Annotated in this window: 10 protein-coding genes, 1 tRNA gene and 1 pseudogene; 4 read left to right on the forward strand and 8 right to left on the reverse strand. The window is 70.1% G+C overall.

All coding sequences use genetic code 11. The features are described from left to right. Positions 1–36: 36 nt before the first annotated feature. From rpoB to QUV83_RS13275, 8 genes are all read right to left on the reverse strand, one after another. Positions 37–3,546, reverse strand: coding sequence for a DNA-directed RNA polymerase subunit beta (gene rpoB, locus QUV83_RS13240; protein WP_289565136.1), 3,510 nt, complete (start codon positions 3,544–3,546; stop codon positions 37–39). Positions 3,547–3,926: 380 nt separating this feature from the next. Further along, positions 3,927–4,313, reverse strand: a complete 387-nt coding sequence (gene rplL, locus QUV83_RS13245) for a 50S ribosomal protein L7/L12 (RefSeq protein ID WP_289565137.1) — start codon at positions 4,311–4,313, stop codon at positions 3,927–3,929. 81 nt (positions 4,314–4,394) lie between these two features. After that, positions 4,395–4,928 (reverse strand): 50S ribosomal protein L10, encoded by a 534-nt coding sequence (gene rplJ, locus QUV83_RS13250; protein ID WP_289565139.1) that lies wholly within the window; start codon positions 4,926–4,928, stop codon positions 4,395–4,397. A gap of 333 nt (positions 4,929–5,261) precedes the next feature. Then, positions 5,262–5,981, reverse strand: a complete 720-nt coding sequence (rplA, locus tag QUV83_RS13255) for a 50S ribosomal protein L1 (protein ID WP_289565141.1) — start codon at positions 5,979–5,981, stop codon at positions 5,262–5,264. Positions 5,982–6,061: 80 nt separating this feature from the next. Next, entirely contained in the window at positions 6,062–6,493 is a 432-nt protein-coding gene (gene rplK / locus QUV83_RS13260; protein ID WP_289565142.1) for a 50S ribosomal protein L11, read from the reverse strand. Positions 6,494–6,571: 78 nt separating this feature from the next. After that, the gene (gene nusG, locus QUV83_RS13265; protein WP_289565144.1) at positions 6,572–7,390 is read right to left on the reverse strand and encodes a transcription termination/antitermination protein NusG; all 819 of its coding nucleotides are present in this window, start codon (positions 7,388–7,390) and stop codon (positions 6,572–6,574) included. 75 nt (positions 7,391–7,465) lie between these two features. After that, the gene (gene secE, locus QUV83_RS13270) at positions 7,466–7,756 is read right to left on the reverse strand and encodes a preprotein translocase subunit SecE (protein WP_289565146.1); all 291 of its coding nucleotides are present in this window, start codon (positions 7,754–7,756) and stop codon (positions 7,466–7,468) included. A gap of 98 nt (positions 7,757–7,854) precedes the next feature. Next, positions 7,855–7,927, reverse strand: a tRNA-Trp gene (locus QUV83_RS13275). 242 nt (positions 7,928–8,169) lie between these two features. On the opposite strand from QUV83_RS13275, the gene QUV83_RS13280 reads away from it, so the two are divergent. From QUV83_RS13280 to QUV83_RS13295, 4 genes and pseudogenes are all read left to right on the forward strand, one after another. Then, positions 8,170–9,393 carry a pyridoxal phosphate-dependent aminotransferase gene (locus QUV83_RS13280; protein WP_436231920.1) on the forward strand — a complete coding sequence of 408 codons (1,224 nt, stop codon included), beginning with the start codon at positions 8,170–8,172 and terminating at the stop codon, positions 9,391–9,393. Positions 9,394–9,493: 100 nt separating this feature from the next. Then, on the forward strand, positions 9,494–10,438 hold the full coding sequence (locus QUV83_RS13285) for an ABC transporter ATP-binding protein (protein WP_289565150.1): 945 nt from the start codon (positions 9,494–9,496) through the stop codon (positions 10,436–10,438). Continuing rightward, positions 10,435–11,274, forward strand: coding sequence for an ABC transporter permease (locus QUV83_RS13290; protein ID WP_289565152.1), 840 nt, complete (start codon positions 10,435–10,437; stop codon positions 11,272–11,274). Before QUV83_RS13285 ends, QUV83_RS13290 begins: the two co-directional genes overlap by 4 nt. 115 nt (positions 11,275–11,389) lie before the next feature. Beyond that, a pseudogene (locus QUV83_RS13295) lies at positions 11,390–11,847 on the forward strand (hypothetical protein); the annotation flags it as partial.

The raw sequence follows: 11,847 nt of genomic DNA on the forward strand, positions 1-11,847 counted from the left end.
CGTCACGGATGACGGTCACCGGGCCGAGGCTCGACCTCAGATCTCTTCGACGTTGCTGGCGTTCGGTCGCCGGGACAGGTCGATGCCGAGCTCCTCCGCTGCGCGGTAGACCTCGTCGTCGTTCTCCTTCATGTCGATCGAGACGCCGTCCGAGGACAGCACCTCCACGTTCAGGCAGAGCGACTGCATCTCCTTGAGGAGCACCTTGAAGGACTCCGGGATCCCCGAGTCGGGGATGTTCTCGCCCTTGACGATGGCCTCGTACACCTTGACGCGTCCGGGGACGTCGTCCGACTTGATGGTCAGGAGCTCCTGCAGCGTGTAGGCCGCGCCATACGCCTCGAGCGCCCACACCTCCATCTCGCCGAACCGCTGACCGCCGAACTGCGCCTTACCACCCAGCGGCTGCTGCGTGATCATCGAGTACGGGCCAGTCGAACGGGCGTGGATCTTGTCGTCGACCAGGTGGTGCAGCTTCAGGATGTACATGTAGCCGACGGCCACCGGGTCCGGGAACGGCTCGCCGGAGCGGCCGTCGAACAGCCGGGCCTTGCCCGAGCCGTCGACCATGCGCTCGCCGTCGCGGTTCGGCAGCGTCGATGAGAGCAGCCCGGTGAGGGTGCCCTCGGGGACGCCGTCGAAGACCGGCGTGGCGACCGGGTTGCCGGCCGGGGACTTCGCGGCGATCTCCGGGACGCCGTCGCGCCACGACAGGTCGTCGCCCTCGGCGAGCTCGATGTCCCAGCCCTGCTTGGCGACCCATCCGAGGTGGGTCTCGAGCACCTGGCCGACGTTCATGCGGCCGGGCACGCCCAGCGGGTTGAGCACGATGTCGACAGCGGTGCCGTCGGGCAGGAAGGGCATGTCCTCGACGGGCAGGATCTTCGAGATGACGCCCTTGTTGCCGTGGCGTCCGGCGAGCTTGTCGCCGTCGGTGATCTTGCGTCGCTGGGCGATGTACACCCGGACCAGCTCGTTCACGCCGGCGGGCAGCTCGTCGCCGTCCTCACGGTTGAACGTGCGGACCTCGATGACCGTGCCGGACTCGCCGTGCGGGACCTTGAGCGACGTGTCGCGGACCTCGCGGGCCTTCTCGCCGAAGATCGCGCGGAGCAGGCGCTCCTCCGGGGTCAGCTCCGTCTCGCCCTTGGGCGTGACCTTGCCGACCAGGATGTCGCCCGCGCCGACCTCGGCGCCGATGCGGATGATGCCGCGCTCGTCCAGGTCCGCGAGGACCTCCTCGGAGACGTTCGGGATGTCCCGAGTGATCTCCTCCGGGCCGAGCTTGGTGTCGCGCGCGTCGACCTCGTGCTCCTCGATGTGGATCGAGGAGAGCACGTCGTCCTGCACGAGACGCTGGCTGAGGATGATCGCGTCCTCGTAGTTGTGGCCCTCCCACGACATGAACGCCACGAGGAGGTTGCGGCCGAGCGCGAGCTCGCCCTCGTCCGTCGCCGGGCCGTCCGCGAGGACCGAGCCCTTCTCGACGCGGGCGCCCTCGTCGACCAGCACGCGCTGGTTGTAGGACGTGCCCTGGTTCGAGCGGCGGAACTTCGCGACCCGGTAGGTCGACGTCGTCGCGTCGTCGTTGGCGATCACGATGAGGTCAGCCGACACCTCGGTGACGACACCGGGCTTCGAGGCCACGATGACGTCGCCGGCGTCGACCGCCGCGCGCCACTCCATGCCGGTGCCGACGAGCGGCGCCTCGGAGCGGACCAGCGGCACAGCCTGGCGCTGCATGTTCGCGCCCATGAGGGCACGGTTGGCGTCGTCGTGCTCGAGGAACGGGATGAGCGCGGTCGCGACCGAGACCATCTGCCGCGGCGAGATGTCCATGTAGTCCACGGCGGTGCCGGGGACGATCTCGACCTCTCCGCCCTTACGGCGGACGAGCACCATGTCCTCGGCGAACTTGCCGTTCGCCTCGAGCGGCGCGTTCGCCTGGGCGATGACGTAGCGGTCCTCGTCGTCAGCCGTCAGGTAGTGCACGTCGTCGGTGACGACGCCGTTCACGACCTTGCGGTACGGCGTCTCGACGAAGCCGAACGGGTTGATCCGCCCGTACGTGGCGAGCGAGCCGATCAGGCCGATGTTCGGGCCTTCCGGGGTCTCGATCGGGCACATGCGGCCGTAGTGCGACGGGTGGACGTCACGGACCTCCATGCCGGCGCGGTCACGGGACAGGCCGCCCGGGCCCAGCGCGGACAGGCGACGCTTGTGCGTCAGCCCCGCGAGCGGGTTGTTCTGGTCCATGAACTGCGACAGCTGCGACGTGCCGAAGAACTCCTTGATCGACGCCACGACCGGGCGGATGTTGATCAGGGTCTGCGGGGTGATCGCCTCGACGTCCTGCGTCGTCATGCGCTCGCGCACGACGCGCTCCATCCGGGACAGGCCCGTGCGGACCTGGTTCTGGATGAGCTCGCCGACCGCGCGGATGCGACGGTTGCCGAAGTGGTCGATGTCGTCGGTCTCGACGCGCACCGCGACGGGCTCGCCGTTGCGCTTGCCGTCGATCGTGGCGACGTCGGCGTGCAGGGCGGCCAGGTACTTGATCGTCGCGACGATGTCGTCACGCGAGAGCACCGAGTCGCGCAGCGGCACGTCGATGCCGAGCTTCTTGTTCACCTTGTAGCGGCCGACCTTCGCGAGGTCGTAGCGCTTGGGGTTGAAGTAGAAGTTCTCGATCAGCGCGCGGCCGGCCTCGATCGTCGGCGGCTCGCCCGGGCGGATCTTGCGGTACAGGTCGAGCAGGGCCTCGTCCTCGGCGGTGACGTGGTCCTTCTCCAGCGTGTCGAGCACGGCGGGGAAGCCCGCGAACTCCTCGCGGATCTCGGACTCGGTCATGCCCAGGGCCTTGAGCAGCACCGTGGCGTTCTGCTTGCGCTTGCGGTCGATGCGGACGCCGACGTTGTCGCGCTTGTCGATCTCGAACTCGAGCCATGCGCCGCGGCTCGGGATGATCTTCGCGGTGAAGACGTCCTTGTCGGAGGTCTTGTCCGGGGTGCGCTCGAAGTACACGCCCGGCGAGCGGACGAGCTGCGAGACGACCACGCGCTCGGTGCCGTTGATGATGAAGGTGCCACGCTCGGTCATGAGCGGGAAGTCGCCCATGAAGACCGTCTGGCTCTTGATCTCACCGGTGGTGTAGTTGACGAACTCCGCCGTGACGAACAGCGGGGCGGCGTACGTGAAGTCCTTCTCCTTGCACTCTTCGGCCGTGTACTTCGGCGGCTCGAAGCGGTGCTCGCGGAAGGACAGCGACATGGAGCCGCCGAAGTCCTCGATGGGGGAGATCTCCTCGAAGATCTCCTCGAGGCCGGCGGTCTCCGGGACGTCCTGACGTCCCTGCTCGAGAGCGGCGGCGACTCGCGCCTGCCACTTCTCGTTGCCGAGCAGCCAGTCGAAGTTCTCGGTCTGGAGACCGAGCAGGTCGGGGACCTCGAGGGGCTCGTGGATCTTGGCGAAGGAGATGCGACGCGACGCGGTGCGCTTCGCGAGTGCGTCGGCGGACGGAGCAGAAGGGGTGCGCGAGGCAGCCAAGAGGGGTCCTTCCCTGCGGATCGAGTGCACGCTGTGCGCGGGACGTGCCATCTGCTCACCTGTCCCCTACCCTGGACCGGACGCGCGCTCTGAGCGCGCGCATAGCAAGAGCAGTTCGGGGTCGGGGTCGGTTTGCAGGCACAAGCCAGCGCAAAGCGCTAGCGTATACGCTCTGAATACGCCTGTCCAGCCCGGACACAGAGCGTGAGACCGCAAGCCGTCTGACCATCCGGGCGCCAGGGCTCATGAGCCCTCACGACACGGCAGTCGACCTGCAGAACACGAGACCCGCACCCCCGATGAGGGTGCGGGTCTCGTCGCGTCAGGCCCTCCTCGCGGAGGGTTCCTCGCAGCACGTCACCATGCCGCGAGGACGCAGGTCACTTGAGGACGACGGTGGCGCCAGCGCCCTCGAGAGCAGCCTTGGCCTTCTCGGCGGTCTCCTTGTTGACACCCTCCAGGACGGCCTTGGGGGCGGCGTCCACGAGGTCCTTGGCCTCCTTGAGGCCCAGGCTCGTGAGGGCGCGCACCTCCTTGATGACCTGGATCTTCTTCTCGCCAACGCCCTCGAGGACGACGTCGAACTCGTCCTTCTCCTCCTCGGCGGCGGCCTCGCCACCACCGGCGGCGGGAGCAACGGCAACGGCGGCCGGAGCGGCGGCGGTGACCTCGAAGGTCTCCTCGAAGGCCTTCACGAACTCGGAGAGCTCGATGAGCGTGAGCTCCTTGAATGCGCTGATGAGCTCGTCAGTCGTGAGCTTCGCCATGATGGCGTGTCCTTCCATGTCGTGCCCGCCGACCTCGGTGGTCGGCGCAAGCGGGGGGTTCGAGCTGCTGGGCCGGGTGGCTCAGGCTGCTTCTTCGGACGACTCCTCGCGCTTCACGCGCAGGGCGTCGACGGTGCGCACAGCCTGGGCCGCAGGCGCCGTGAAGAGGTACGCCGCCTGGAACAGCGACGCCTTGAGCACGCCGGCCGTCTTGGCCAGCAGGACCTCGCGGGACTCGAGGTCCGCGAGGGTGTTGATCTCCGCAGCGGTCAGGGCGCGTCCTTCGAGGACACCACCCTTGATGACCAGCGCGGGGTTCGCCTTGGCGAAGTCACGCAGACCCTTGGCCGCCTCGACCGGGTCACCGGTGACGAAGGCGATGGCCGAGGGGCCCTGGAGGTCGGCGTCGAGGCTCTCGATGCCGGCCTGCTTGGCGGCGATGGCCGTCAGCGTGTTCTTCACCACGGCGTAGGTTGCGTTGCCGCTGAGCGCGCGCCGCAGCTGCTTGAGCTGGGCGACGGTGAGCCCGCGGTACTCGGTCAGCACGGCCGCGTTCGAGTCACGGAACGCGTCCGTGAGCTCTGCGACTGCGGCTGCCTTGTCCGGCCTCGCCATGGCAATCCTTCCGGTGGTGGTGCCACCGATCGTCCCTCACCCCGCACATGACAAGAGCCCCGCGCAGGCGCGGGGCTCGAAGGCACAGAACTACATGCGGCTCGAATCTCTCACCTGCGCTGGCCTCCGCTGCTGCGGGACTTCGGGCGGCTCCTGCGGCTGCGCTCACGCGAGCGCGGTGCGGGGGCCGACGACCGGCGGTCTTGGGCGCACCCACCATACGTCAGGAGCGGGCTCTGGCCAAATCCCAGGCGGCGCCCCTCGGGAACCAGGCCAGACGCACGTGGGGCCCAGTCCGCGAACGGACTGGGCCCCACGACAGGCGATGACGCGTCAGGCGGCGTCGTCCTCGAGCGTCAGGTTCCGGACCCGGTTCTGGTCGACCAGGATGCCGGGGCCGTTCGTCGTCGAGAACGTCGCCTTGGTGATGTAGCGACCCTTCGAGGACGCGGGCTTCAGACGCAGGACCTCGTCCAGCGCGGCCGCGTAGTTCTCCACGAGCTGCGTGTCGGAGAACGACGTCTTGCCGATGATGAAGTGCAGGTTCGCGTGCTTGTCGACGCGGAACTCGATCTTCCCGCCCTTGATGTCCGTGACTGCCTTCGCGACGTCCATGGTCACCGTGCCGGTCTTCGGGTTCGGCATGAGCCCGCGCGGGCCCAGCACCTTTCCGAGGCGGCCGACCTTGCCCATGAGGTCGGGCGTGGCGACAGCGGAGTCGAAGTCCGTGTAGCCCGCGGCGACCTTCTCGATGAGCTCGTCGCCACCGACGATGTCGGCGCCCGCGGCCCGAGCCTGCTCGGCGCGCTCACCCGTGGCGAAGACCAGGACCCGAGCGGTCTTGCCGGTGCCGTGCGGCAGGTTCACGGTGCCACGGACCATCTGGTCCGCCTTGCGGGGGTCGACGCCGAGGCGGAAGGCCACCTCGACCGTCGCGTCGTACTTCGTCGTCGACGTGGCCTGCGCGAGGCGCACGGCCTCGAGCGGCGAGTAGACCTTGTTCGGCTCGATCTTCTCGAGCGCGGCGTTGTACGCCTTGCTGTGCTTAGCCATCTGCTTGGTTCTCCTTGGTCAGCAGTCGTGGTCGTCGGGCCGCACAGGGCCCTGCCACTGCACTTCTCGGGTGGTGCTGGTCAGGCCTGGACGCTGATGCCCATCGACCGGGCGGTGCCGGCGATGATCTTCTCGGCGGCGGCCAGGTCGTTCGCGTTGAGGTCGACCAGCTTGGTGCTGGCGATCTCGCGCACCTGGTCGGCCGAGAGCGAGGCGACCTTCACCGTGTGCGGGGTCGGCGACCCCTTGGCGACGCCAGCGGCCTTCTTGATGAGCTCGGCGGCCGGCGGGGTCTTCGTGATGAACGTGAAGGAGCGGTCTTCGTAGACCGTGATCTCCACGGGCACGACGTCCCCACGCTGCGACTCGGTCGCGGCGTTGTACGCCTTGCAGAACTCCATGATGTTGACGCCGTGCTGACCCAGCGCGGGTCCGATCGGCGGCGCCGGCGTGGCAGCCCCAGCCTTGATCTGGAGCTTGATCAGGCCGGTGACCTTCTTCTTGGGAGGCATGTCGGGTCCTTCTTCGTGAACTTCAGGTGACTTGCGCGGCCGACGGCGCCGCGCGACGCCGTCGGTGGGGTGTCAGCCTCAGATCTTGGCGACCTGGCTGAACGACAGCTCGACCGGGGTCTCCCGGCCGAAGATCGAGACGAGCACCTTGAGCTTCTGGCTCTCGGGGTTGATCTCGGAGATGGTGGCGGGCAGCGTGTCGAACGGGCCGTCCGTGACGGTGACCGACTCGCCGACCGTGAAGTCGACCTTGATCTCGGCGGCGGCGCGCCCAGCGGCCCCGCCCGCGGCCGGCTTCGCCGGCTCCAGCGTGGGCGCGAGCATCGAGAAGACCTCGTCGAGCGTCAGCGGCACGGGCTGGTGGGTGTGGCCCACGAAGCCCGTCACACCGGGCGTGTGGCGCACGGCGCCCCACGACTCGTCGGTGAGGTCCATGCGCACCAGGACGTACCCGGGGATCCGCACGCGGCGCACGACCTTGCGCTGCGCGTTCTTGATCTCCGTGACCTCCTCCATGGGCACCTCGACCTGGTGGATGTACTCCTCCATGTTGAGGCTCTGGGTCCGGTTCTCCAGGTTCGCCTTCACCCGGTTCTCGTAGCCCGCGTAGGAGTGGATGACGTACCAGTCACCCGGCTGCGAGCGGAGCTGGGCCTTGAACGCCGCGATCGGGTCCTCCTCGACGTCGGCCTCGGCCTCAGCCTCGCCCTCCGTCGACTCGTCCTCGGCCGGCTCGTCCGCCGTCTCGTCCGTCACGCTCTCGTCAGCGGCCTCGACGGTCTCGTCGGCGTCGGCAGAACCTGCGGCGGGCGCCTCGACCGCCTCGACCGACGCCAGGGCGTCCTCGAGCTCCGTCTCGGCAGTGCCCTGCTCGGGTTCCTGCGACTCGTACGACACGTGCGAACCTGCTTTCTCAACGACTGTCCTGCAGAACGGGTGGACGGGGGCCGCCCGACCTGGGGTGGTGCTGCGTCAGCCTCCGAAGACCCAGAAGCTGAGCTTCCCGACGCCGAGGTCCACCACGGTGACGAACGCCATCACGATCACGACGAACACCAGCACGACGCCGGTGTAGGTGATGAGCTCCGAGCGCGTGGGGCGGACGACCTTCTTGAGCTCGCCGACCACCTGGCGGATGAAGAGCGCGATGCGCGCGAAGAGGCCGCGACGGTCGCGACCGTCGCCGCTGACCGGCTTCGGCCGGTCCGTCCGCGATGCGGAACCGCCGGCGTCGGACGCCGCGGCAGGTGCGGATTCGCTCACAGCTGTCCCCTACGTGTTCGTCGTGTGGTGCGCTGCGTCCCAGACCTAGCCGGGTCGCGGCGCCGGCCCGACTGTGAGCCGGACCGTGACCGCGTGCGCAGGGCAGGCGAGACTCGAACTCGCAACCGCCGGTTTTGGAGACCGGTGCGCTACCAATTGCGCCACTGCCCTACGGCGACCTTCGAGCCGCCACGGTGAGCCACACGCGTCCCGAGCCCCTGAGGGCGGTCTGCGGGCACGGCTCATCATGGCGGACGTCAACCGCCGGGGCCCAACTGTACGCGAGACAGGACCGTGGGTCGAACCGGATTCCCTGAGACGCCTCACATCCGGCCTCCGAGGCCTCCCCGGCATCCCCCGAACGGGCCCACCGGCCCTCCACGACGCGCGTCGCGTCTGCGAGGATGGCCCTCGTGACCCAGAACACGATCTCACCCCGGTCCCGTGTCTCCACCCGTGTCGCCGCCATCGCCGAGTCCGCGACGCTCGCCGTCGACGCGAAGGCGAAGGCCCTCAAGGCGGCGGGCCGCCCGGTGATCGGGTTCGGGGCCGGTGAGCCCGACTTCCCGACGCCCGACTACATCGTCGAGGCAGCAGTCGCCGCCGCCCGCGAGCCCGCCTCGCACCGGTACTCCCCCACCGCCGGGCTGCCGGCACTGCGCGAGGGCATCGCGGCGAAGACGCTGCGCGACTCGGGCTACGAGGTCTCGCCCGGGAGCGTGCTGGTCACCAACGGCGGCAAGCAGGCCGTCTACCAGGCGTTCGCGTCGATCGTCGACCCGGGCGACGAGGTGCTGCTGCCGGCGCCGTACTGGACGACCTACCCCGAGGCCATCCGGCTCGCGGGCGGCGTGCCCGTCGAGGTCGTCGCCGGCGTCGACCAGGGCTACCTGGTCACCGTCGAGCAGCTCGAGGCGGCCCGCACCGAGCGCACCAAGGTGCTGCTGTTCTGCTCCCCCTCGAACCCCACGGGCGCCGTGTACTCCCCCGAGCAGACCGCCGAGATCGGCCGCTGGGCGCTGGAGCACGGCATCTGGGTCATCACGGACGAGATCTACGAGCACCTGACCTACGACGACGCGGTGTTCACTCCGATCGTCCGCGCGGTGCCCGAGCTCGCCGACACCACGATCGTGCTCAACGGCGTGGCGAAGACCTACGCGATGACCGGCTGGCGGGTGGGCTGGATGATCGCGCCCGCCGATGTGATCAAGGCCGCGACGAACCTCCAGTCGCATCTGTCCTCCAACGTCGCGAACGTGTCCCAGCGGGCCGCGCTCGCCGCGGTCACCGGCGACCTGTCCGCGGTCGAGAAGATGCGCGCCGCCTTCGACCGCCGCCGCCGCACGATGGTGGAGATGCTGACCGCCATCGACGGCGTGGTGCTGCCCGCCCCCCAGGGCGCCTTCTACGCCTACCCCTCGGTGGAAGGCGTGCTCGGCCGCACGATCCGCGGGGTGACCCCGACGAACTCGGTGGAGCTGGCGGCGCTCATCCTCGAGCAGGCGGAGGTGGCGGTGGTCCCCGGCGAGGCGTTCGGGCCCAGCGGCTACCTGCGCCTGTCCTACGCGCTGGGCGACGACGACCTCGTCGAGGGCGTCACCCGCATCCAGCGGCTGCTCGCCGAAGGCGTCTGAGCACGCCACGATCCCGACGAGGGGCCCGCCGGACGTCCGGCGGGCCCCTCGTCGCGTGTCAGGCCTACCGGGCGGCCCGGCCACGCGCCAGGCTGTGGGCATGACCCTCACCGACGTCGCCGTCGACGTCCGCGGCCTGCGCAAGAGCTACGGGGACAAGCACGCCGTGGACGGACTCGACCTGCGCGTGCGCCGCGGCGAGGTCTTCGCGGTGCTCGGCCCCAACGGGGCGGGGAAGACCACCACCGTGGAGATCCTCGAGGGGTTCCGGGACCGGGACGCCGGGCAGGTGAGCGTGCTCGGCGAGGACCCCGCGACGGCGGGCCGGGCATGGCGCTCACGGATCGGCGTCGTCATGCAGGACTCCCGCGACCTCTCCGAGGCCACCGTCGGGGAGCTCGTGCGGCACTTCGCCGGCTACTACCCCGCGCCGCGCGACCCCGACGAGGTGATCGAGGCCGTCGGCCTGCGGGACAAGGCCCGGACCCGCTGCCGACGGCTCTCCGGCGGACAGCGCCGCAGGGTCGACGTCGCGCTCGGCATCATCGGCGACCCGGAGCTGCTGTTCCTCGACGAGCCGACCACCGGCTTCGACCCGCAGGCCCGGCGCGCGTTCTGGGAGCTCGTCGCAGGCCTGCGACGCGGCGGCACGACGGTGCTGCTCACCACGCACTACCTCGACGAGGCCGAGCAGCTCGCCGACCGGGTGGCGGTGGTGCGGGACGGCCAGGTCGTGGCCCTCGGCGCCCCCGCGGACCTCGGCGGCCGCGCCGCCCGACAAGCCGTGGTGCGGTGGACGCAGGACGGCACGACGCGCGAGGTCCGCACCGACCACCCCACCCGGACCGTCGCGGAGCTCGCGGGGCTGGCCGGGGTGGCGGCTGGCGGCGAGGTCCCCGGGCTGCAGGTGCTGCGGGCCAGCCTCGAGGACGTGTACCTGAGCCTGATCGGCGCGGACGGCTTGGGCGGCGCGGACGGCCCGGATGGCGCGGATGGCCTGGGCGGTGCTGGCGGCGTGGGCGCGGCTGAGGAGCAGGGCCGATGACGGCGGCCGCCCCGCCATCGGGCAGGCTGCCGGGGGTGCTGCGCCTGGGAGCCCACCGGGCCGTGTTCGAGGTGCGGATGTTCTTCCGGGAGCGGGACGCGATCGTGTTCATCTTCGCGTACCCGGTGATCATGCTGGCGATCTTCTCGACGGTCTTCGGGCAGGACGGCGGCCGCGTCGGCCCCTCGCCGGGCATCCCGTACGCGCAGTACTTCCTGCCGGGGATGGTGGCGACGGGCGTGATGCTCTCGAGCTTCCAGTCGGTGGCGCTGATGATCGCGGCGGAGCGGGACGAGGGCGCCCTCAAGCGGCTCCGCAGCACGCCGCTGCCCGCGAGCGCGTACTTCCTCGGCAAGGTCGGCCAGGTGCTGGTCGTCTCGATCGCGCAGACGGCGTTGCTGCTGATGCTGGCGGCGACGGCGTTCGACGTCCCGATGCCCAGCAGCGCGAGCGCCTGGGCGGTCTTCGCCTGGGTGTTCGTGCTCGGCACCGCCACGGGCACGGTGTGCGGGGTCGCGTTCTCCTCCGTGCCGCGCTCGGGCCGGAGCGCCAGCGCCGTGGTCACCCCGATCGTGCTGGTGCTGCAGTTCATCTCGGGGGTGTTCTTCGTCTTCAACGACCTGCCGACCTGGATGCAGCAGGTCGCGTCCGTGTTCCCGCTCAAGTGGATGGCGCAGGGGATGCGCTCGGTGTTCCTGCCCGCGGGGGCGGAGTCCTTCGAGGTCTCGGGCTCGTGGCAGCACGGCGCCACGGCGGCGGTGCTGGGCGCGTGGCTGGTGTCAGGCCTGGTGGTGGGCGTGCGGACGTTCCGCTGGCGGCGGCGCGACGACGGCTGAGACGATGGCGACGGCTCGGGCGACGCGTGTCGGACACGCCGTGGGCGGAGCAGAAGTCACGCGTCTGACCTGCGATCTCATAGAACCCTCACGTAAAACACCGATACTGTGAGGTATGCCCCGAAACGCCAGCGTGGTCGCGAGCGGCTCGGCCGCGGTGCTGCTGCTTGGCGTCGCGTCCGCGCTCGCGTTCTCGGACACGCCCGCGGCGCCGGGCCCGATCGGGGCCCCACTGGTCATCTCCGACCCCCAGAACGCCGGGCTCGCTCCGGGCCTCGGCGGACCTGTTCCCGGTGACGGCCTTCCCGGAGTGGCCTCAGACGGCGACGATGACGGAGATGGCGACGCCGAGGCGGGCCTCGTCGACCCGGCGCCACCCGGCCCGGCGCCGGCCAGCACAGCGCCGGGCGCCGTAGTCCCCGCGTCCTCGCCGGTCGACTCGAGCACCAGCGTGAGCTCGCCGGAGCCCGCCCAGGACGACTCGCGATCGTCGCGGACCAGCCCGGACCGGAGCTGGTGGGTTCGAGGGACCACCGAGTGGTGGATCCCGAGCCCCGCGCCCTCCCCCACGTC

The sequence above is a fragment of the Cellulomonas cellasea genome (assembly GCF_030372105.1).
GTDB classification, from domain to species: domain Bacteria; phylum Actinomycetota; class Actinomycetes; order Actinomycetales; family Cellulomonadaceae; genus Cellulomonas_A; species Cellulomonas_A cellasea_A.